21 protein-coding genes are annotated in these 20,560 nt (G+C 68.1%); 2 read left to right on the top strand and 19 right to left on the bottom strand.

What is annotated here, in order from left to right; translation table 11 throughout:
• Positions 1-43: 43 nt before the first annotated feature.
• Entirely contained in the window at positions 44-928 is an 885-nt protein-coding gene (locus CQ040_RS14805) for a neutral zinc metallopeptidase (RefSeq protein ID WP_105528525.1), read from the bottom strand.
• 52 nt (positions 929-980) lie between these two features.
• Here CQ040_RS14805 and CQ040_RS14800 point away from each other — a divergent pair, with 52 nt between their 5' ends.
• On the top strand, positions 981-1,970 hold the full coding sequence (locus CQ040_RS14800) for a malate dehydrogenase (protein WP_105528524.1): 990 nt from the start codon (positions 981-983) through the stop codon (positions 1,968-1,970).
• Positions 1,971-2,024: 54 nt separating this feature from the next.
• Complete coding sequence (locus CQ040_RS14795; RefSeq protein WP_105528523.1) at positions 2,025-2,501, top strand: recombinase family protein; 477 nt, start codon at positions 2,025-2,027, stop codon at positions 2,499-2,501.
• A gap of 20 nt (positions 2,502-2,521) precedes the next feature.
• Here CQ040_RS14795 and CQ040_RS14790 read toward each other — a convergent pair whose 3' ends face one another.
• The 18 genes from CQ040_RS14790 to CQ040_RS14705 all read right to left on the bottom strand — a co-directional run bounded on the left by CQ040_RS14790 (position 2,522) and on the right by CQ040_RS14705 (position 20,546).
• Complete coding sequence (locus CQ040_RS14790) at positions 2,522-3,166, bottom strand: hypothetical protein (RefSeq protein ID WP_105528522.1); 645 nt, start codon at positions 3,164-3,166, stop codon at positions 2,522-2,524.
• 75 nt (positions 3,167-3,241) lie between these two features.
• The gene (locus CQ040_RS14785) at positions 3,242-3,946 is read right to left on the bottom strand and encodes a hypothetical protein (RefSeq protein ID WP_146113967.1); all 705 of its coding nucleotides are present in this window, start codon (positions 3,944-3,946) and stop codon (positions 3,242-3,244) included.
• A 16-nt stretch (positions 3,947-3,962) separates the two neighbouring features.
• Positions 3,963-5,564, bottom strand: a complete 1,602-nt coding sequence (locus CQ040_RS14780) for an alpha/beta hydrolase (RefSeq protein WP_146113966.1) — start codon at positions 5,562-5,564, stop codon at positions 3,963-3,965.
• A 59-nt stretch (positions 5,565-5,623) separates the two neighbouring features.
• Entirely contained in the window at positions 5,624-5,917 is a 294-nt protein-coding gene (locus CQ040_RS14775; RefSeq protein ID WP_146113965.1) for a hypothetical protein, read from the bottom strand.
• Between the two features lie 135 nt (positions 5,918-6,052).
• Positions 6,053-6,340 carry a WXG100 family type VII secretion target gene (locus CQ040_RS14770; protein WP_028501988.1) on the bottom strand — a complete coding sequence of 96 codons (288 nt, stop codon included), beginning with the start codon at positions 6,338-6,340 and terminating at the stop codon, positions 6,053-6,055.
• A gap of 159 nt (positions 6,341-6,499) precedes the next feature.
• Entirely contained in the window at positions 6,500-7,159 is a 660-nt protein-coding gene (locus CQ040_RS14765) for a hypothetical protein (protein ID WP_105528629.1), read from the bottom strand.
• On the bottom strand, positions 7,141-7,638 hold the full coding sequence (locus tag CQ040_RS14760) for a hypothetical protein (RefSeq protein WP_105528630.1): 498 nt from the start codon (positions 7,636-7,638) through the stop codon (positions 7,141-7,143). Before CQ040_RS14760 ends, CQ040_RS14765 begins: the two co-directional genes overlap by 19 nt.
• 46 nt (positions 7,639-7,684) lie before the next feature.
• Complete coding sequence (locus tag CQ040_RS14755) at positions 7,685-9,247, bottom strand: hypothetical protein (protein ID WP_105528631.1); 1,563 nt, start codon at positions 9,245-9,247, stop codon at positions 7,685-7,687.
• 3 nt (positions 9,248-9,250) lie between these two features.
• On the bottom strand, positions 9,251-9,532 hold the full coding sequence (locus CQ040_RS14750; RefSeq protein WP_105528632.1) for a hypothetical protein: 282 nt from the start codon (positions 9,530-9,532) through the stop codon (positions 9,251-9,253).
• Positions 9,529-9,720: a hypothetical protein gene (locus tag CQ040_RS14745; protein WP_105720495.1), complete on the bottom strand. Its 192-nt coding sequence runs from the start codon at positions 9,718-9,720 to the stop codon at positions 9,529-9,531. The genes CQ040_RS14750 and CQ040_RS14745 overlap by 4 nt, the downstream gene beginning before the upstream one ends.
• A 109-nt stretch (positions 9,721-9,829) precedes the next feature.
• Positions 9,830-10,453 carry a hypothetical protein gene (locus CQ040_RS14740; RefSeq protein WP_146113972.1) on the bottom strand — a complete coding sequence of 208 codons (624 nt, stop codon included), beginning with the start codon at positions 10,451-10,453 and terminating at the stop codon, positions 9,830-9,832.
• Positions 10,453-11,070 carry a hypothetical protein gene (locus CQ040_RS14735; RefSeq protein WP_105528635.1) on the bottom strand — a complete coding sequence of 206 codons (618 nt, stop codon included), beginning with the start codon at positions 11,068-11,070 and terminating at the stop codon, positions 10,453-10,455. The genes CQ040_RS14740 and CQ040_RS14735 overlap by 1 nt, the downstream gene beginning before the upstream one ends.
• A gap of 40 nt (positions 11,071-11,110) precedes the next feature.
• A complete protein-coding gene (locus CQ040_RS14730; RefSeq protein ID WP_105528636.1) occupies positions 11,111-12,280 on the bottom strand; it encodes a hypothetical protein in 1,170 nt (389 codons plus the stop codon).
• Between the two features lie 20 nt (positions 12,281-12,300).
• Positions 12,301-12,606, bottom strand: a complete 306-nt coding sequence (locus CQ040_RS14725; protein ID WP_105528637.1) for a flagellar protein FlgN — start codon at positions 12,604-12,606, stop codon at positions 12,301-12,303.
• Between the two features lie 175 nt (positions 12,607-12,781).
• The gene (locus tag CQ040_RS14720; RefSeq protein ID WP_105528638.1) at positions 12,782-13,840 is read right to left on the bottom strand and encodes a hypothetical protein; all 1,059 of its coding nucleotides are present in this window, start codon (positions 13,838-13,840) and stop codon (positions 12,782-12,784) included.
• Between the two features lie 43 nt (positions 13,841-13,883).
• Positions 13,884-18,404 carry an FtsK/SpoIIIE domain-containing protein gene (locus CQ040_RS14715; RefSeq protein WP_105528639.1) on the bottom strand — a complete coding sequence of 1,507 codons (4,521 nt, stop codon included), beginning with the start codon at positions 18,402-18,404 and terminating at the stop codon, positions 13,884-13,886.
• Between the two features lie 43 nt (positions 18,405-18,447).
• Entirely contained in the window at positions 18,448-19,839 is a 1,392-nt protein-coding gene (locus tag CQ040_RS14710) for an RDD family protein (protein WP_105528640.1), read from the bottom strand.
• Positions 19,836-20,546: a hypothetical protein gene (locus CQ040_RS14705; protein ID WP_258131723.1), complete on the bottom strand. Its 711-nt coding sequence runs from the start codon at positions 20,544-20,546 to the stop codon at positions 19,836-19,838. Before CQ040_RS14705 ends, CQ040_RS14710 begins: the two co-directional genes overlap by 4 nt.
• Between the last annotated feature and the right edge of the window lie 14 nt (positions 20,547-20,560).

Here is a 20,560-nt window from a genome sequence, read left to right as displayed (position 1 = left end):
CTACTTCGTCAACGGTAACGGACGTTCCGCTCCTCCGCCGGGATCACGGATCCAGCTGCGCGGCGGGAAGCGTCAGCACCTGCCCGCAGACGCCCAGTCCGTTCTGATAGCCCTCGGCGAACCAGCGCGTGCGCTGTTCGCTGGAGCCGTGGGTCCAGCTCTCCGGATTCGAGAACCCGGACTGCTCCTGGATGTGGTCATCGCCGACCGCCGAAGCCGCGTTCAGAGCATCTTCGATCTCGGTCTCCGTCGGCTTGAGCAGATAAGGGTCGCCGTCCGCATCTTCCTGCTCGGTCATGCGACCGAGCCAGGCCCCGGCGTAACAGTCGGCCTGCAGCTCGATCCGCACACCGTTGCTGCCCGGACCCGTCCCGTTGTTCGGGTACTTGTCCATGTCGCCGGTGATGTTCTGGATGTGGTGGCCCCACTCATGGCCCACGATGTAGAGCTGCGCGAGGTTGCCGGCGGAGGCACCGAACTGCTGCTGCATGAGCTGGAAGAACGTGGGGTCGACGTAGACCCCTTCCTCGGGCGGGCAGTAGAACGGTCCCACCGCGTTGGATGCCGTGCCGCATTGCGTGGGCGTCGATCCTTCGACCACGATCATCTGCGGCGCACGGTAGCCCTCGACGTTGTCGGACCAGAACGCATCGAGCGCGAGCTGCGCCCCGCCCATCCGGCAGTCCACGTTCGCGTTCGCGTCGGCGCCGGTGTCGCAATTCTCGAGCGCTGATCCGCCAGCCGGCTCGTTGCCCCCGGACGGCGCTCCGCCGCCCAGCAACCCGGTCAGATCGATGCCGAGCAGCGGTCCGGCGATGAGCGCGATGATGCCGAGCACACCCACGCCGGCGCCGCCCGCGATGGCCGCCGTGCGTCCGCGTCGACGCGTGGTGTTGCCCGAGATGTCGGCATCGGGATTGAAGGTCATGCGTCGAGATTACTCCGAGCAGAAGCATGTCGAACGGACGTAGGCTCGGGGCATGACGACCACGATCACCATCACCGGCGCGGGCGGACAGATCGGCTATGCACTGCTGTTCCGAATCGCGGCCGGCGACCTGCTCGGACCGGACGAGAAGGTGCGGCTGCGACTGCTGGAGATCCCGCAGGGACTCGGCGCCGCTGAGGGTGCGGCGCTCGAACTGCAGGACGGCGCGTTCGGCCTGCTGGAGCACGTCGAGGTGACGGATGACGCCGCAGTGGGCTTCGACGGCGCCGACCTCGCGCTCCTCGTCGGCGCGCGTCCGCGCGGGCCCGGTATGGAGCGGGCCGACCTGCTCGCGGCCAACGCCGGCATCTTCGGCCCGCAGGGAGCGGCCATCGCGGCGAATGCCGCATCGGGCGTACGGGTGACGGTGGTCGGCAACCCCGCCAACACGAACGCACTGATCGCCGCGGCCTCGGCCGACGGGGTACCGGCCGAGCGCTTCACAGCCCTGACGCGGCTCGACGAGAACCGCGCTCGGGCTCAGCTCGCGCAGACGCTGGGCGCCCCTGTGCACACCGTTCGCCGCGTGCCCATCTGGGGCAACCACTCGGCGACGCAGTTCCCTGACATCTCGCACGCGACGGTCGGCGGCAGCCCGGTCGGAGAGGCGCTCGAGCAGATCGTGGGCGACGTGCCCGCCTGGCTCGACCAGACGTTCATCCCCCGCGTCGCCAAGCGCGGAGCGGAGATCATCGAGGTGCGCGGATCCTCCTCCGTGGCGTCTGCGGCGAGTGCGACCATCGACCACGTGCGCGACTGGGTGCAGGGCACCGATGACTGGACCTCGGCGGGCGTCGTCTCGCACGGCGAGTACGGAGTTCCGGAAGGACTGATCTCGTCGTTCCCGGTGCGCGCGGTCGATGGTGAGTGGCAGATCGTCGAGGGTCTCGAACTGACCGACTGGGCACGGGCCAGGGTCGACGCCTCGGTGGCGGAGCTGCTGCAGGAACGGGAGACGGTGCAGGGCCTCGGCCTCTTGTGAATCCGGTCACCGCTGCGCACGACGACAGGGCAGAATGGATGCCGGAGGTGCGCGATGAGCGAGACGATTGATCCCACGAAGACCACGGCATCGGTCGAAGAGGCTCTGACGAGCCCCCTTCACCTGCCGCACGACGCGGCGACGTGCCCGAAGTGCTTCACCGAACTGCAGCAGAACCGCAACTTCTGGACCGCACGCCCCGACGGCTCACGCCTGGTCGGTCTCGTCGTCGCACGCGAAGGAATGCCGTCGGTCGTCGAGCAGCGCGACGACCTCACCCGTTTCGGAGTGCCGATCGAGGGATTCCGTCACCCGGCGCCCGACATCCTGGAGAGCTGGAACGACCGCCTCGCGCGTCTCATCTCGACCCTCAAGCACGGCGACGTGCTGGTGGTCGTGAACATCAACGCTCTCGGCCGCGACGCCGATGAGGGTGCCCGCACGGTCTCCGAGCTGCGCCGCCACGGCATCATCGTGAAGGTCCTGGGCCACGACGCCCGACACCTGGCCGACGCTGCCGCCGCGCGCTGACGCCGGCCCGCGCGCAGACGCTACGGCGTCGTGGTGGGCTTCGGCGTCGGACCGAAGGCCGGCTCACCCGGCGTCACACCGAAGAACAGCGGATCGCTCGGCGACTCCTCGCGCGGAAGATATCCTTCCGAGAGGTTGGCATCGCCGAACAGCTGGTCGCCCAGTTCGTAGCGATCTCCCGGCCAGCACTTGGTCGTCGCCGTGACCGACACGGAACCGTTCGCGATGAAAGTCACCATCAGCAACGAGAAGTCACCCTGCTTCCGCACGATCACGTCGGTCGACTTCGACTCGCCCGATCCGAGTTCCTGTCCCTCGACGTCGTAACCCGCGTCGGTGAGGTGTTCCCGCACCGACTCGCTCAGTGCCGAGTGCTCGGCCGGATCCACCCCGGTCGATCGGGCGAGGTCGAACTTGTACGAGCCGTCCGGGCATCCCGCCCCCGACGGCTGCATTCCAAAGGTACCGATCTCCGCCGACCACGGACCGTCGAAGATCAGCGCCTGCACGTCATTCGTCACGCCCCGGTAGTCGAGGTAGTGCTGCTCGGCCTGAGCCACCAGCTCATCGCCTGTGTGCGTCGCCCGCCCGTCTCCACCCGCGCATCCCGGGAGGGCGAGTGCCAACACCGCCGTCGCCGCAAGCATCTGCCAGCGCTTCTTCATCCGTGACCCCTGCCTCCCGCATCCTCGCTCCTGCTCATCTCAACGGTCCGCCATGTCATCGCTGCCCGCTGCGCCTCAGTCGCCGTAAGGCGCCACGGGGAACTTGGTCTGGGTCGGCTGCGGATCGACCGGCGTGCCGTCTTCGTTGTAGTACACCGGGCTCCCCCCCTCGGGGAAGTAGAACCGCGGCTGCCAGTCCGGCCCTTCGAACGCAGGGAAACGCAGCGATTCGCCCTCGGACAGCTCACCACCGAAGACCATGTCGGAGAGGTCGGCCGCATCGCCTGGGATGCACCCCGGCGTCGCCGACGCCGAGATCTGGTTCCGACCGGGCCGGATCGTCACGACACCACGACCGACATCGCCACCGGTGCCGATGACATTCACCTCCTGCCGATCGCCCTCGCCGAACGTCGCGGTGCTCGCCTCCACCCCGGCTTCCTCGAACGCAGTCGTCGCTGCGGCGACGACCGCGTCAACATCGATCTCCTCGGTGGGCTCGAGCACACGTGCCCAGGAGAACGTGTACCCCGACACCTCGCCGTTGATGCGGCAGGGAATCGGCGAAGCGCCGAAAGAGCCCTGATCCACCACCCATTCGCCCTCATGAATTGCCATGATCACGGAGTGCATGACCGTGGAGTAGGCGACGTAGTTCTTCTCACCGTCGCGATACAGCGCATCGCCCTCAGGCGCTGCCGTGGTCCCGCAGCCCGTCATCGTCATCACCAATCCGACGGCCGCTGCCGCCATCACTCCGCGCTGCCATCTACGGCGCATTCGCAGTCCTATCCGCTCAGAAGTCGATGAGAGCATACTCATCGCTGATCCACCAGTTGTTCGCATCCCAGAAGCCCTGGGTACTGCCCTCGCCCCCGCGCTCGGTGCCGGGCTGTGCTGTCTGAATGATCTCCGACACGTTGTAGAACGATTCAGAACCCTGTTCGAGGTATGCACCGGGACCGAGAGCGTCGTGTCCGGTCGCAGCCGGAAGGCTCTCCCCGGATGCACTCACGCCACCATCGCTGTCGAACACGGTAGTCCCAGGCAGACGCTCGGGGCTGACAGGATGCTCGGGAGCGGTGCCGCGACCGACACGAGCGACGGCATCGTCTTCCGAGATCGTCGCGTAGATCTGCGGCGGCTTGCCGTTGGTCAGGTTCTCGACCACGATCGGATCGTTCGGGAAGCCGGCGGAGCCGACCGCGACGAACGAGGTGACTCCGAGGCCATCGGGCTGCGAACCGATCGCGAGAGCTGCGGTTGTACTGCCATACGAATGCGCGATCACGTTGACATCTGCCGTGGGCGAGAGCGCGCGCACGGCGAGCAGATACGAGCGCAGCGACGCCGCACCGTCCTGCGCCCGATCCATCGCGGGCTCCTCGAAGAATCCAGGCGTGTCGTAACCGAACCAGACGACGGTCGCGGATCCTGGACCGACCGAGGAGTTGAGCGCCTTCGCCGACTCGCCCCAAGCCTGCAGATCGTGGACATTGCCGTTCATCCCCGGGATGAGGGTGTTGATCTCCGACGCCGTCGACAGGTCGCCGTAAGCGATCGCCGCGGTCACCTGCTCCGAACCGTCCGGATCGAAGGTGATGAGATTCGGAGCAGGGACGCCACCTCTCTTGAGCGCGGTCCGGATCGCGAGAAGGTCGTCGCGGTGCGGCCCCTCGGGCTCGGTCTCGAGCAATTCGTCCAGCCGCGCGGCATTGACCGCCGCCCGCACGTCCCAGGGGATGCCGTCGAGGTTGCCAATGATCGCGGGATGGCTACCAGCGAGTTCCTGCTGCAACTCGGGGTTCTCGAGCCAGAGGCGAGCGACCTCTTCCGGACTCGTCGCGGCGAGGAGAGCGTCGAGGAAGTCGCGCGCCTCGTTCGTCAACGCCGCGCCGCTCGCGCCGGCGAGCTCCGAGAGGGCGACAGCGTACGCGGCATCCCAATCTCCGTAGCAGCGCTCGTACTCGGCCCAGAGCTCGTCGAGTGCGTCTTTTGCCGCCTCCCGCTCGCCGATCGCCTCCGACACGGCATCGTTCGAGTCATCGATCTCGGCCTGATCGTCGCCGTAGGCGGCAGCCATGGCTGCACGACCCGCATGATCGGCGGCGAGATCAAGCCGCGACCACTTCGCATGAGCGGTCTCGATGTCATCGATCAGATCGTTGGCGGGCTTCGCGTGCAGGTCGAAGGCGTCGGCATAGCGCTGCAGAACGCCGGCGAGTAGTTGCGCCTCGGCTATGTCGCTGGGGAGCGTGGCGGCCAGGTCATTGGCGTCCGCGCGCACCGCTGTGACCGAGCGACCGACCCCGGGGAGCTCATGCGCGGAGTGCGCGGCGGTGCGCAGATCGCCGAGCCGGTCGGCCACGCGCGTGAAGAGGTTGCTCCAATATGCCATGGAGCCGCTGCTCCCCTCGAGACGTTCGAGCGGATATCCCCGGTTCGGCGACGTGAGGCTCACGGTCGGTCTCCACCGGTGAGCTCGACATCGAGCTCGGAGTACTTGCTCGCGATGGCGGAGATCGCCGCCGCAAGAGAGTCCCCCGATTCGACGCGGTCGTAGGCGCTGTCATGCAGAGCGGTCAGCCGCCGGTGCATCTCGAGGCGGAGACCCGAGCGCTGCGCGGGGTTCTCGACGCCGGTCTCTTCACCCTGGAGATTCGCCGCCTCTGTCAGGACCTCGTAGGTCGCGTTCGTGAGAGCGCTCGCGGCGTCGTTCAACTCCGCATAGAAGATCTCTACATCTGGCAAGGACAACCCCCCGGTTCCACCGACTTCACCCTACCCCGATCGTGTGCCCGGCCGACGGAGAGAACTCCCCATCTCCCGGGGACGAGAAAGGGGCCGACGGCGAACCGTCGACCCCTCTCGAGAAACTGTGTCGGCTCAGCTGCCGGCGAGCTGCTGGTCCAGATCCTGGATCGCACGCATCATGCCGAGCAGCGACTCGGACATGTCGTTGATGCCATCGACCGCGGTCTTCAGACCCGTCGTCAACTCCGTGTAACCCTCACCGAACTTCCCCGACGCATGCTGCGTCTTGAAGTCCTCACCCAGAAGAGTGTCGACCTGACCCTTCAACGTGTCCAACTGACCCTGAATGTCATCACGAGCCTGCGACAGCGACGACGCCACCTGCTCCATCTCTGCATAAGACGCACCGAAATCGGCCATCGTCCACACCTCCGCAAATCGAAAGAACCGGACCCCTCCGGCCCGAATACCCCCACACTACGGGCCCCCACCGAAACCCGTCGATGGGGACAACTCCCCATCCCCCACGACACGACACGACACCGTCGTCGACGGTGCGCGAGCAGCCGGATCTGCTGGTCAGCGTCGGGGCAGCAGCTGGTCGCGCAGCGATTCCGGCCGACCAGCGCTGAAGTACGCCACGGCGATGAACTCGTCGAACAGCGCACGCATGACGTTCTCGAGCTCCCCGAGCGGGGTGGAGAACCGCACCATCAGCACGTGCTTCGAGTCGGGAACGGGAATCCAGTAGTCCACGACGAGCCGGACGATTCCTTCGAGCTGTCCTTCATCGAGGAGATCGACGCGATGCGTGCGCAGTGCGGGGACGCCGGGTCCACGGACCTTCGCCATCGTCTCGTAGGCTGCGGGGTCGATCTGCTTCAGGCTCTCGCCCATGACTTTCAGGACGGCATCCGCAGACGTGCCGATGGCCGGACTCATGCGCAGGTCTTCGGGTTCGAAGACCACCAGAGTCACGGGCAGCGGCGTTCCGGGCGTGATCTCCGTGGAGAACATGATCGCGCGCGCGCCGCCACGATCGCCTGCTTCTGCAGCCTGCTGGAGTTGCTGCCGCACGCGGGCGCGCTCAGGCGCGCGATCATCTGCGGGTCCGATCGCCTCGCGCGCGATCGTCCGGATCGACGAACGCGTGGCATCCTCGCTCGACAGGTCGACCGAGAACCACCGCCCCGGCAGTCGGAAGCGCAGCTCCGGACGACTCATTCCGGTGCGGTCCACGCGCCGTAGCGATCCTTCATGCCGGTGAGGTTGACGCCGCCTTGGCCGGCGTTCGTGGTTCCCAGGGGGCTGAGTTCTGCGGCGGCTGCCCGAAGATCCACGGGATCGCCATCAGCCGTCGTCTCACCCGCGTAGAGAGTGATCGTGTTGGGCTCCCACGGCAGCGACTGCCAGATGGCCTCGACGGTCGCGTCCAGTTCGTCGCTCGTGAACGGCTCGGCGGAGTCGGTCACGAGCGAGAACTCCGCCCCGTACCCGAAGCCGTTGCGCCACCGGCCGGGATCCTCCACGGCAACGATCCTCGGGACCGCCGTCGTCACGGCGCTCGCCACGTTTCCGTACTCCACTGTCGCCTCCTCCGTCTTGTCGGGCTCCGGCGGCAGGATGCCGCACCCCGCCAGCCCACCACTCAGGAGCGAGCCTGCCAGCAGGATCGCCAACAGTCGTCGCCTGCCGATGTCTCGTCGCGCCACGTTCATTCCTCCAGATCCTAGGCCGCCACGTCCCCGCCCGCGGGCGAACCGGTCATTCGGTCCAGTGGTAGTAGGAGGTGTCCACATATCCATCCCCGTTGAAGAAGTTCGCGAGGTCGGGATGATTCTCCTGCACGTCGCCGATGTGGTCCTGGTAGGTCTGCGAGTAGTCAGCAGAGTTGTGGGCTCCCGCATCCACTCCGAGGATCGGATCCGGATTCGGCGGATCGACGCGGATCGACGTCCAGTTGGAGCCGTGCTCGATGCTGTCGAGATCACCGGCGATCGCATCCAATCGCGGTACCGGATCTCCGTTGTGCTGCACCGAGACCACGTCGACGTCGTCCGGGATGGGCATGTGGTCGATCGGAGCACCCGACACCACGACCGCCTCCCAGTTGTAGTCCGAGTTGTACGCGGCGAGGTGGCCAGCCATGATGCCACCCTGGCTGAAGCCGACGAGCATGACCGGATCGTCCGGGCCGATGCCGGCCTGATCCATGGCCTCGAGGATGGCACGCTCGTACTGGGTCTGCAGCGCGGGGGTCAGCATCAGGGCGAGGTTGCTGTCGAGGTCGTTGACGGCCCCTTGATCGCCGAAACGCGAGAGCCACTCCTGTGTGCTGGGGAGCGTGACGGTGTAATACCACCCGTCAGGGCCCAGCACCTTCGTGATCTTGATCACGGAGTCGGTTTCCCCGCCGAGCTTGTCGACTTCGGTCGTACCGTCGAGTACCGTGCTGAGGCTCGGGTCGTCAGGGGTCTTGTTCTTCGCGTCTGCATACGGATCGGTCGCGCTCACGGTCGGCGTGGACTTGAGCACGTCGGACAGCACGCTCCAGATCAGGAAGGCTGCCAGGACGGTGGCGATCACGGCACCGATGATGAGGCCGATCGTGCCGAACAGCGCTCCGATCGCGACGATCAGCAGCAGCACGACGAGCGCGCCGAGGATCGCGACGATCGTGTCGGCGATGGCCTTGAGCAGGTCGACCACGCCTTGCAGGAAGTCGCCGATCCATTCGCCGATGCCGGCGAGGAAGTCGCCGATGTCGGCGAAGAAGTCGCCGACGCCGTCCCAGAATCCCTCGTTGGTCGAATCGATCGCCGCATCGATCCTGCGGATGGCGGCCTCGGCCGCGTTCTCCATGTCCTGCCTGGCCGCATCGATCCGGGCCTGAGCGGCCCCGACCGCGGCGGCAGCGTCGTCGGCCGCGCGCTGCGCGCCGGGAACCCGGTCGGTCAGCGATGGATCCGGCGTGTCCGCGGCATCCGCCTGATCGGTGAGGCCTTGGAGCGCGCTGGCAGTGCGCGACCGTTCTGCGACGGCGTCGTCGAGGTCTGCCTGCGCGCTCTCGGCCCGGGCATGGGCATCGGTCAGCGCCACCGCGTACTCGGTGATCGCGGCGGCCGTGCCCTCGTAACGCGGATGGATGCGCTCGAGATCGGACGCGATCTGCTCGTTCTGCTCGTGCAGGGCGCGAACGGCCTGACCTTCGTCATCGTCGACGATGCCGCGCAGCTCCTGGATGACGGTGAGGATGACCTCGGCGGAGGACACGAGTCCTGCGGCCCGGGACGTCAGAGCCTCGGGCTGACCGGGAAGAACTGTCATTCGCTAGCCCTCGCCTTCCTGTGCCATCTCGACGTCGAGATCACGGAACGTGTCGACGATCGCCTGCATGAAGTCCGCCTGTGAACGCAGGTTGTCGCGCAGCTCTTCGCGCGCGATGTCCCACTTGCCGCCGAAGTCCTCGATCTTGTCCGCGAGACCGCCGTGTCCGGTGAGGACGCCGATGTCGTCGGCGAAATCCTCGGCCTCGTCGAACGTCGTGGCGAGACCCCGCGCTGTCTGCGCCGTGGACTCCAGACGTGCGAGATCCATCTTGACGTCGGTCATCGCTCTCCTGCTGTCTGACGCGGGGACCCTGCGTTCTGCCGCTTCTCCGCAGCGGCGCGCAGAAGCGACCCCACGGCAGCATCGGCCTGCCGGATCTCGGCGCGCAACACTTCCAGATCCGCCTCGGACGCGGGCACGCGAACACGCAACCCGTCCAGCGCGGCTTGCAATGCACCATCAGACGTCATGGGCTCCCCCTCCCTCACGGGCATGAGAACAGGCCCGAACACGTCCACACTATGGACGAACCCGTATCACCGTCGATGGGGACAACTCCCCATCCGAGGCGACACGGAGTCAGATGTTGAGCACCCAGTCGTCGCCGGGACGCACGACGGCGGAGACGAGCTCGTCGAGACGCTCGGGGTCGGCCCGCGGGACGAAACCGCTGAGCGACGCCGACGCGAGTGCTGCCTCGGCGAAAGGCTCGACGAACGCCAGCCCGTACGGCACGACCGGGCCCAGCATCGCGCACACGGTCGCTCCCTCGCCGAAGAAGATCCAGCGGCGGGTCGCGAAGTCCAGATCGTTCTCCCGCTGTGCGAGCGTGGCCGAGAAGCCGGTGCCGAGCGCGTCGGTCTCGGTGAGTCGGGGTGTGACCGGCAGGATCGCCGTGGGAGACCAGAGGAACTCCGCCTGCTCCTGTCGGGACAGCTCGTGCGTGATCACCGAGATCATCAAAGGTGCGACCACTCCGCCATCGACGCCAACCACGAGCAGCAGTCGCCGGTCGTCGTCCGCCTGCGCCGCAACCGCGACCAGCGCGGTCTCGACCTGCGCGGCGACGTCGGAGTGCGCACCGGCGTCACGGGTGAAGTCGGCCGCCGCCTGACGAGCCCAGGCCGCCTGCTCCTGCGGTGAGAGACGTTCGGCGGGGACGGGGATGACGCGATCGGGGGCGTGGCCGATGGCGAGTTCCATCAGCGCACCGTCCACGTGAACGTGCTGATGTGCGTGTCGAAGAGAGCCGTCCAGAGTGTGAGGTTCGGGTGATCCGCCGGCAGGTCGGCCTCATGCGTGACCGTCGCCGTCCACTGCACCGCCTCGGTGAGCCGCGTCCCCGGAACCGGGATCAGATAGTTGATCAGGAGCGACGCGACATCTTCGCCGTCGACCGACACTTCGCGGCGCTCGGTCCACCGCACGATGCGCTGGCCCTCGCCGATCGCGATGCCGTCATGATGCCGGATCGCACTCTCGACGAGCTGCTCCAGAGTCGCTTCGGGTGTCGAAGAACGCTTGAGCCCCACCAGGGTCGCCGCACCGATGGCCCAGGACGGTGCCCCCTCGCCCGCGAAGGCGTAGGCGAAGCCCTGACGTGCACGCAGCCCCTCGAGCACCTCGTGCACCTTGCCGGCGAGCACCGGCCCGAACGTGGGATTCTGCGCGCCCTGCAGCCGTGCTTCGGCTCGACGGATCAGATCGCGTTCGGTCGTCTCGCTGAGGTCGAACGCCTCCCACCCCGGAGGGAGGAGCATCCGGTAGGGCGGGATGATCGTTCCGGACTTTCCCGTCAGTTCCGCGCGCAGGCTGCTCATCGTCTCAGTCTTCCATGGGGGCGGCTCGCGCCGCGGTCGGTCAGGAGAACGGGTTCTGGTCCGGGTCGAACGTACCCGACCACGCACCGCCCGCGCTGTCCTTGATGCCGCCGGCGATCGCGAAGTGCGAGGCGAAGACGTTGCCCACCATGTCGAGGGTCTGCACCCCGGTCATCTGCGCGGCGAACGCCGCGGTGCCGTTGCCGGTGAACAGCCGCGCCGAGAACTCGCCGAAACCGGTTGTGAAGCCACCACGGATCTGACTGAGCGTGCTCAGCGGAGCTCGCCCGGCGAATGCGCTCACGAACCGCATGCCGTCGGCGCCGAAGTCCGCACCCCGGATCATGGCCATCGGACCGCGGGCGAACTTGATCGCCGGGCCGATCAGGGGGATGACCCCGATGACGCCGAAGACCACATCGATGACGGAGCCGTTGCCCCTCGCCAGTCTCGCGACGGCGACGATCAGGGTGGCGATCGCCACGATCGCGGCGAGCGCGGCGATGATCGGGCCACCCACGATGATCGCGAGCACCGCGAGCACGATGCCGGCCACTGCGAGGAAGTCCGACATGAACTGCAGGAAGCCGTCGACGTTGTCCCAGAAGCCGTCTTCGATCTTGTCGGAGGTGTCTTCGCGGATGTTGCTCGCCGCGTTCGTGAAGGCCGTGTGCCAGGAGTTCCACTCCCGGTCGTAATCGCCCGCCCGCGTGTCCCAGTCGCCACGTGCACCGCTCGCTGCACCCGCTGCCGTCTCGGCCGCGTCGTCACGGGCATCCTCCGCCGCCTGTCGGGCCTGGTCGTCGTCGGCATCCGCGCCCGTCGGATAGTCGGGGCTCTGCGCAGCCGCCGACGATGCGGCATCCTTCTTCTGCTGATACGTCGCCCACAGCGTCTCGAGATCGTCGAGAATCGGCTCGATCGCGCTCTTCGAGGTCTCGAGGTCTGACGCATACTGCACGATGTGCGGCGCGACCGCGTCGTACAGGTCGGCGGCGCGACCGAGCTCGGCATGCACCTTCCCGGAGATCTCGGCGAGCTTGTCGACCGAGTCCCCCTGCATGTCGGCGCCGTTGTCGACCAGACGCTGCAGCAGCGTCGCGGAGTTGCTCATCGCATTCGCGAGAGTCTGCAACGAGTTCCCCCGATCACGGATCGCCCCGACGTCACCGGTGAGAGCGCCGATCGGGTGGCCCGCAGGCGAGGTCATTGGCATGTACTCGTACACGGTCAGCCTCCGCTGTTCTCGGACTTGGATGCGGCGTCACGGTCGAAGTCCTGGAACCCCTTGATCACCGCGGCCACATACTCTTCGACCGTCTTGCAGTCGTCCATGAGTCGCTTGCGACGGTCGTCCCAGCGTCCCTCGAAGTCGGATGCGGCGTCGCGCAGCGCGCGCTCCCCGTACGGCGAGCCCACCGAGCTCTCGAGATCGTTGCTGCGCGAACCGGCATTCTCGAACTCGTCGATGATGTTCTTCAGCTCGGTCTGCAGCGGCTCGAGATCGCCGTACTTCAGCTTGACGCCGTCACCCATGTCAGCCCCCCTCGTGGAATGTTCAGATCGAGGGGACCGGCGGTGAAGCCGGTCCCCTGAAAGCGTGTCGTCGGTGGCGCCGATCCAGTCGGCCCCGCCTAGGGAAACTCTACGAAAAGGACGCCCTCCGGTCGATGGGGACAACTCCCCATCCCCGGCGCCGACGCCCGCGCCGCTAGCCCGTCGTGATCTTCGTGATCAGTGCGGCGGCGGCGAGACCCACGAGAAGCGGGACGAGGCAGCCGACGGCTGCAGCCCGTCCGCCCTTCGGAGCGGCGAACAGCGCATCCCGACGCGTGCGACGAGCGGGATCGGTCTCCGCGACACCGGAGGTCTGCTCGGCACGTCCGCGCGCCTCCAGGAGCCCCACGAGGGTGGCGAGGTCTGCGACCCATTCCCAGTACGCGGGCTCGGTCATCGGCAGGTGCCGGCGGGCGATGACGTACACCCGGTCGCCGACGACCTCGATGTCGCAGCGTTCGGCGACGGCCGTCAGTGCGGCCTGCACATCTGGGGAGAGCAGGTGACGCACCGGCTCCTCCGTCGCCCTCGTCGTGAAGACCTCGAAGTGGGACGCGAAGTCGCCCTCGATCTGCACGCGCTCCTGCGGCGCGGTCGGCTCCCATCCGGATGCCGCCGCGTCTTTCGCCTTTGTGACCAGGGTCATCGCCGGCAGCGGGCTGCGCAGCTGGAACTCAACGTAGTTCGCCACTCGCGGCATGCGTGCCCTCGCGACCCACACATCGAACGAGTAGTTCGCGGCCTCGAACGGGCGCGGTGAAGGCCCGGCGACGATGTCGCTCGCGATGCGCGAGGTGCCGATGCCGAACAGCGCGGCCGGCCGCTCCGGGTCGAGCTCGCCCGTGCGGTAGGTCAGCCCGTTCGCCGCCGTGAACCTCGTGAGACGGTACTCCTCGGCCTCGCGGTCACGCGGGCCGCGGAGGTGGGAGCGGATGCGGGCTACCGCGAGCGGCAGCACCATGAGTACCGCCAGCACGACCGTGGTGAGATCGGCCCCGTCGGCTCCGAACATGAACTGCACGGCGACCACGGCCAGTGCGGCGAGGACTCCGGCGCCGACGACGAGCACCACCGACTGGAACACGATCCAGCCCGAGCCGAGGACGACGCCGAACTGGCGGCCTTCCCTGGCGACGCGCTCGCGGCTCTCCTGCCGGGCGAGCGCCGGTTCCACCTTCGCGCGCAGCTCGGTGTCATCGAAGGTGACGGTCATCGTGCGCCCTTCCCTCGGAATCGTGGCGTGTGCGCGCTCGCGCTCAGCGGACGGGCGTCCATGTGTCTCCTTCGATGAGTGGCAGCTGTACCGTGACCTGGCGTCCCGCTTGCACGAAGATGCCTCGGCCATCGGGGAAGTCGGTGCGCTTGACCTTCGGGAACGGGACCTTGAAGATCGCGTCGCCGTCGAACGCATCCGGCTTGAGGATGATGCCCTTGCGACCGGCCTTGAAATCACCGATGAAGCCGAAGCCACTGGTCACCTGCGTGACGTCGGCGTCGCCCACGAGCAGGTGGTCGCTGCGGTTGATCGCCTGGAAGAGCGCCTTCATCTCGCGCTCGGCCGGGCCGTCCGCGAACTGGGGCACATCTTCGACGACGATGAGCATCCGCACCGGCACGGTCTCGTCGACGGCGATCTCGGCGATCTCCTTCGCGAGCTCCTTCGCGTCCTCCGGTGTGACCGCGCTCCGCGTCCAGTCGACATAGCCCTTGAGCTGGGCTCGCCGCCCGCCGAAGTGGAACAGCTTGATCTCGGGGTCGAGCCTTCGCATCGACGTGATGATCCCCTTGAGGGCGGTCGTTTTGCCCGACAGCGGCGGCCCGGCGACCACGAACGTCCCGACGGGATCGAACTCGCGCGGCGCCAGCGTGTCTTCCGCGACGCCGAGCACGGGGAACTCGCCGATCCGGTCCGGGAGGTCGCGCACGGAGAGTCGCGTCGGCAGCGCGCCGATCTCGGCCACCTCCCGCGCACCTCCGGCGCGGAGCTCGGCCGCGAGCTGATCGAGGAGCTTCGTCTGCTCAGCGACGTTGGGCGTGCCGCCGAGCGTCGCGATCTGCGTCTCGAGACCGTCGACGATCGCGCGCCCAGGGGCCGAGCGCTCATCAAGCACGTCCTTGGGGGCGTTGAGCATCGCGTAGCCGGACTCGTCGGAGAGCCGCAGGACCACGCGCCGTGACACGTTGGCGCTGACCGCCGTCGGCACGGAACCCGAGCGGTCGGCGCTCGCGATCACGTGCACGCCGAGCGGGCGTCCCTCGCCGAGGATGCGCATGAAGGTCTGGTAGAACGGCATCCGCGCCGTCGTCGACTCCCACTCGCCGCGGAACTGCGGGAAGCCGTCGATCAGCAGCAGGATGCGCGACTCGGCCTTCCCGGTGATCTCGCGGTACTCCGTGAGGCTCGACGCGTTCGCCGCGCTGAACCGCTTGCCTCGATCATCGAGCACGCGGGCGAGTGAGCGCAGGATGCGCTGCACGCGCTCCGCGTCGTCGCCGGAGATGATCGATCCGACATGCGGAAGCACCTCCAGGCTCTTGAGGGATCCGGATCCGAAGTCGAGTCCGTACACCTCGACGTTCGAGCGGGCCCCGTCGAAGCCGGCCGCGATCGCGAGCGTGCGCAGCACCGTCGACTTGCCGGAGCCGCTGGTGCCGTACACGAGCAGCGAGCCGTCCTTGTCGGGGTGGAAGTACGCCGGCTCCTGCAACTGCCGCTCGGGGACGTCCATCTTGCCGAGCAGGATGCGTCCGTCGCCGTGGACGGGCAGGTCGCGGATGTCGACGGCGCGCTCCAGGTCGTCGAGCCACGGCCGACGGGGCGCCGGAATCGACGCGTGAGCGGCGGCGCTGACGAGGGCGGCGACGATGCGCTTCTGATCGTTCGGCCCGAGGTCCTCGTCGTGGGAGTCCGACTCCGGAGCCTGCTCGGCCTCCCAGGTCTGGATCGACCCGAACCGCAGCTCCGCCACCCGCACCTCGGCGACCTGGGCCTCATCCGTGGTCCATCCGCCCGCATACGCCGACTGGAACGGCACAAGGCGTCCAGGACCGGTCTTCGCGATGCCGCGCCCCGGAAGGGACGGCGGGAAGGATGCAGCTACCGGGTCGTCCACCACGTCCTTCGAGTCCGACTCGTCGGCCATGCGCAGAGCGACGCGCAGGTTGGTGTTGGCGCGCAGATTGTCCTTGATGACACCGGCCGGACGCTGCGTCGCCATGATCAGGTGGATGCCGAGGGAGCGGCCGCGCTGGGCGATATCGACGACGCCGTCCACGAACTCCGGCACCTCGCCGGCGAGCGCGGCGAACTCGTCGATCACGAGCACCAGGGCCGGCGGCGTCTCGGGGTCGCGGCGCTTCTCGAGCTCGAGGAGGTCTTTGGCCTTCTTGCGGTTGAACAGGTGCTCGCGGTGGTGCAGCTCGGCCCGCAGGCTGGTCAGGGCACGACGCACCAGATGCGGGCTCAGGTCGGTGACGAGACCCACCGTGTGCGGCAGGTCGACGCAGTCGGCGAACGCGGAACCGCCCTTGTAGTCGACGAAGAGGAACGTGACGCGATCGGGGCTGTGCGCGGCCGCCATGCCGAGCACCCAGGCCTGCAGGAACTCGCTCTTGCCGGCACCGGTCGTACCGCCGACGAGCGCGTGCGGACCCTGCGTGCGCAGGTCGAGCGTCATCGCATCGGTCTGCGACTGGCCGATGATGGCGCGCAGGTTGCCGGCCTTCTTGAGCCGTGACTGCGGGGCGCCGGAGCGGTCGATGATCGTGTTGTTCTGCCGCCAGCGGTCGATCACCGCGTTCGGATCCTCCGCGACCTCGGAGCCGACGAGCGACAGGAAGCTCACCGAGTTGGGGATGTCGGAGGAGTCCTCGATGACGGTGCTGGAGTCCACGACCGGCGCCAGGCGCTTGGCGAGCATCGTCATGTACGCGTGCGACACGCCCTCGACCTGCACGTCGGAGTACCCGACGCCGCTGCGGACGGTGCCGACGGTGGCGTGGTCGAGCCCGGCGCTGACGTCGACGAAGGTGCGGCACGCAGCGGGGAGGGCCGCGACCACCGGGGCGACGAAGAGTCCGTAGACGCCCACGTCCGCTCCGCGTTCGAGGATCTGCGTCAGCCGGGCGCGGTCGACCGGGGCGTCGTTCGTGACGATCACCAGGATCGCCGTCTGCCCGGGGAACGTCGCATCCTCGGCCGCGCGCTTGACGTCGGTGCCGTACAGCATCGGATCCCAGTCGTCGCCGTAGGGCGGGCGCTGCGACTTCGCCTCGCGCGACCGCCGCAGCACGATCTCCTCGAGACCGCTGAGCAGGGCGGCGCCTGTGGAGGCCGAGTCGGCGAGCGACACGTCCTTGAACGGACTGCGCTCGCTGGAGGTGTGCGGAAGCCACTTCAGCCAGTCGAGCTCGTTCGCCCAGCCCGGCTCGGTGAGCGCGACGGTGACGAGCTCGTTGGGCGAATGCATGCCGAACAGCTGCACCGCGATGCCGCGCAGGGCATCGCTCGCGAGCGAGGTGGGCCCGGCGACGCCGATGGATCCGACGCTCTGCAGCGACTCCAGGATCGGTACGTCGGGGATCATCTTGTAGCGCTCTTCGAGACGGTCGACGCGCTCCACGTACTCGACGAGCGCCTCGGGGGTCTCGGTGCGCTTGATGCGCGTGCGCGCCTCGTCCTCGCACACGCCGAGCCGCAGCGAGAGGAAGTTCCAGTGCTCGGGGCGGCGCGTCCACAGCAGCGGTCCGAGCCGCATCGCCTCGTCGAACACGACAGCGACCGCCGGCACCTCGTTGTGACGGACCTCCCGCTCGCGGGGGTGCGCGTGGTAGAGCTTCTCCTCAAGACGCTCGAACTGCTCCTCGAAGGACTCCTCCTCCTTGCGCAGCCGCTGACCGAGATTGGTCTTCTGCGAGATGAAGTTTCCGAACATCATCAGCGGCGACATGAAGACGATGAGCAGCGAGCGCGGATTCTCGCTCATCGCGAAGATCGCGAGCCCGAGCAGGATCGGCGCCACCAGCATCGGCCAGGGGAACAGCCGCTGCACCTGATCGCGCGGGTAACGGGGCTCGTCGAGGTCTTCGCCCGCGAACCGCTCCTCGACGCGCGGGCTGCGGTTGAACAGCAGCGCCCCGCCGCGTTCGAGCACCGGGTCGCCTGAGGCGGAGCCGTCGAAGTCGCTGACCATGTGCACGACGAACTCGCAGTCGCCGAGCGCGAAGGTCTGACCGGGAATCACCCGGAGCCGCTGCACGAGGCCGCCGTCGACGAGGATGCCGTTCGCCGAGTTCAGGTCGACCAGCTCGACGAATGTCGACGCGACCTCGATCCTCGCGTGCCGCTTCGAGACGAGCGGATCGGCGATCGTGACATCGTTCGCCGCATCCCGACCGATCAGGAAGTGGCCGATCGGCAGGGGGAACTCCTGGCCGGCCGCCGGACCGGCGACGACCGTGAGCACGGCGGCCGGACGGGCACCCGCGCCCCCCGCCGATGCCCGGTTCGGTCCGACATTGACCACTTCGGCGAGGAAGCCGGAACCGATCGGAGCGTCACCGACGAGCAGGTCGGGATTGAGCATCGTGAGCTGCTCGCTGGTCGGCGGCGCCACAGACAACGTGAGCACATCTGCGGGCCCCGCAACGATGCTGCGTGCCGGATCGCTCGTGGCGATCTGGCGGGCGACGTCGGCGATGGTCGCCGTCGAATCCGCCATCACGACGACGTCGGTCAGGGGTGCTGCGGGTCGACGCAGGGTCAGCTTGACTCTCATCGGTCGTCCTCACCGCGCCGAGGGCGCATCTCACTGCTCAGGGTCATACCCACTCCACCAGCAGGGACCGGTCGCCGAAGCGCACCGTGTCCCCGGTCTGCAATTCGGCGGGGTGTCCGGCCGACAGCGCCGTCTCGGCGCCTTCCCGGACGATCGCGCTGCCGTTGGTCGAGGCGCGGTCGACGATGAAGACGCCGCGTCGAGCGGGCATCACCGCGATATGCGTCTTCGACACCGAGCGCGTGTCGTCGACCACCGGCACCAGGAGTGCTTCGCCCTCGCCCGCCGCGGCACTCGGTGCACGCCCGAACAGCGTCGTCCCGCGCACTTCGATGCGCTCCCCGGTGTCGAGCACGAGGATCGCGCGCACCCCTGCGGGTGCCTGTGGACGAGGCTCGCGTGGGGGCGCGGAAGGATCCTGGACTGCGGGTGCCGGAGCGGGCGCGGGCGCGGGCGCGGGCGGAGCCTGGACGGCAGGCGCCGGCGCGGCCGGTGCTGGGGCCGGAACGGCCGGCGCTGGAGCAGGAGCCGGAGCGGCCGGAACAGAAGCAGGAGCCGGAGCGGCCGGCGCAGGAGGTGCGAACGCGGCAGGGACCGGGGCGCCCGTGGCCAAAGAGGGCGGCACGGCAGACACCATCGAACCGGGAGCGGGGGCATCCGGTTGCTCGGCCGCGGGGCCCGAGGCGGAACGGTGCGCGCCGATGACGCCGCCGGAGAGACGCGCCCTCGGGACATACTCGGCCGGAGCGTCACGATGCATCGGCGTCGCGAGCGAGGGCAGCGGTGCCTTCTCCTCGTGCTCGGGCGTCTTCACGCGCTTGCGCGCGATGCGCATGCGCTTCTGGTCATAGGGGTTCAGCCCACCACGAACATCGACGAACCAGGTGGCGGCGGCGAGATCGAGCCATCCCCGCCCTCGTCGCTCGATGTCGAAGAGCGGTGAGAGCATGATCACCAGCACCGGACCGATGAGCGGGACGATGAACGACGCCCAAGCGACGAGATACCGGACCACTGCACCGCGCCAGAAGCCGGGGCGCTCGAGCGTGCGCACGTTGATGGAGCGGATGCCGCACACCGCTTTGCCGAGCGTCACACCCTTGCGACCGTGCAGCACGAGCTGAACCACGACGTAGGCGATCATCAGGCCCTGTGAGACGGCGGCGGCCACGATGAGCCACACCAGGTCATCCCGTGCGAAGAACTTCTCCGGGTCGAACTCGCCCGACGCCGCCTGCACGAGCACCGGTGTCAGCGCGATGATGGCCGGGAGCGCGATGACCACGGCCACTGCGAGCTCGATCAGCGACGCCAGCACTCGCGGGCCCCGCCCCGCTGCACGCAGCCCCAGCGCCTCCGCATACGCGGGGTCGGGACGACCGTGCGCGTCGAGTCCTTCGACCTCGGGAGTGTGGTCGTCGATCTCCCAGATCACTCCTGCTCTCCCTCGACCTCGTCGACGGCGTGCGCGGTGTCGAGCAGCGGCAGGTCGCTCTTGCCGACCAGGCGTGAGGCGATCACGTGCTCGACCAGGCGTGCACGTCGGTTGGTCGCGAAGCTGCGCTGTCCGCCGCGCATGCCGGGCACTCCGATCCGGTCGAACTTGTCGCACACGTTGTCGAGCTTGCGGTTGAACCGGGTGACGGTCCATCCGAGCCTCTCCGCAGCCTTCGCCGAGGTGGGGATCTCGCTCATCCCGGTGCCGTCCCTGCGCAGCTGCGGCTCCGCGAGCGCGAGGATGAGGAGCTTCTGGCTGAGGGTCAACGGAACATCGCCGATCGTCGAGGCCCCGCCATCGTCGTGCTCGCGCCTGGTCGCGCGGAACGTCGGCTCCGCCGCGTGCAGTGTGAGCTCGTACGTCGTCGGCCCCGCGCTGAACACGACCGTGGTCGTCTCGAACACCAGAGGCAGTCGCGCCCCGGGGGCGAGCCAGGCCTGAACGCCGCCTGCGGAGTCGGTGACGGTCGCGGTGAGCCGGGTGCCGACGTTCGACAGCCACCACAGCCCGTCGGCGTCGGAGATCTCCAGGAAATGACGGTGCAGGAACAGGTTGTCGTCGAGTTCGAGGTCTCCCTCGCGCCCGACGATGAACCGGCCGCCCCGACGGATGGGGAAGTACTCCCCCGCGAATTCGAGGGTCACACCACCTTCAGCAC

The organism is Microbacterium sp. MYb54 (assembly GCF_002979515.1).
Classification (GTDB): Bacteria; Actinomycetota; Actinomycetes; order Actinomycetales; family Microbacteriaceae; genus Microbacterium.
Note: the sequence above shows the minus strand (reverse complement) of the source record. Positions and strands in the feature narration are given on the sequence as shown.

Bases quoted from the DNA above. Each gene is read 5' to 3' on its own strand.
- CQ040_RS14780 (WP_146113966.1), bottom strand. From the start codon at position 5,564: ATGGCATATTGGAGCAACCTCTTCACGCGCGTGGCCGACCGGCTCGGC.
- CQ040_RS14760 (WP_105528630.1), bottom strand. From the start codon at position 7,638: ATGAACGTGGCGCGACGAGACATCGGCAGGCGACGACTGTTGGCGATC.
- CQ040_RS14750 (WP_105528632.1), bottom strand. From the start codon at position 9,532: ATGACCGACGTCAAGATGGATCTCGCACGTCTGGAGTCCACGGCGCAG.
- CQ040_RS14785 (WP_146113967.1), bottom strand. From the start codon at position 3,946: ATGCGCCGTAGATGGCAGCGCGGAGTGATGGCGGCAGCGGCCGTCGGA.
- CQ040_RS14745 (WP_105720495.1), bottom strand. From the start codon at position 9,720: ATGACGTCTGATGGTGCATTGCAAGCCGCGCTGGACGGGTTGCGTGTT.
- CQ040_RS14715 (WP_105528639.1), bottom strand. From the start codon at position 18,404: ATGAGAGTCAAGCTGACCCTGCGTCGACCCGCAGCACCCCTGACCGAC.
- CQ040_RS14740 (WP_146113972.1), bottom strand. From the start codon at position 10,453: ATGGAACTCGCCATCGGCCACGCCCCCGATCGCGTCATCCCCGTCCCC.
- CQ040_RS14730 (WP_105528636.1), bottom strand. From the start codon at position 12,280: ATGACCTCGCCTGCGGGCCACCCGATCGGCGCTCTCACCGGTGACGTC.
- CQ040_RS14735 (WP_105528635.1), bottom strand. From the start codon at position 11,070: ATGAGCAGCCTGCGCGCGGAACTGACGGGAAAGTCCGGAACGATCATC.
- CQ040_RS14795 (WP_105528523.1), top strand. From the start codon at position 2,025: ATGAGCGAGACGATTGATCCCACGAAGACCACGGCATCGGTCGAAGAG.
- CQ040_RS14725 (WP_105528637.1), bottom strand. From the start codon at position 12,606: ATGGGTGACGGCGTCAAGCTGAAGTACGGCGATCTCGAGCCGCTGCAG.
- CQ040_RS14755 (WP_105528631.1), bottom strand. From the start codon at position 9,247: ATGACAGTTCTTCCCGGTCAGCCCGAGGCTCTGACGTCCCGGGCCGCA.
- CQ040_RS14720 (WP_105528638.1), bottom strand. From the start codon at position 13,840: ATGACCGTCACCTTCGATGACACCGAGCTGCGCGCGAAGGTGGAACCG.
- CQ040_RS14770 (WP_028501988.1), bottom strand. From the start codon at position 6,340: ATGGCCGATTTCGGTGCGTCTTATGCAGAGATGGAGCAGGTGGCGTCG.
- CQ040_RS14805 (WP_105528525.1), bottom strand. From the start codon at position 928: ATGACCTTCAATCCCGATGCCGACATCTCGGGCAACACCACGCGTCGA.
- CQ040_RS14800 (WP_105528524.1), top strand. From the start codon at position 981: ATGACGACCACGATCACCATCACCGGCGCGGGCGGACAGATCGGCTAT.
- CQ040_RS14790 (WP_105528522.1), bottom strand. From the start codon at position 3,166: ATGAAGAAGCGCTGGCAGATGCTTGCGGCGACGGCGGTGTTGGCACTC.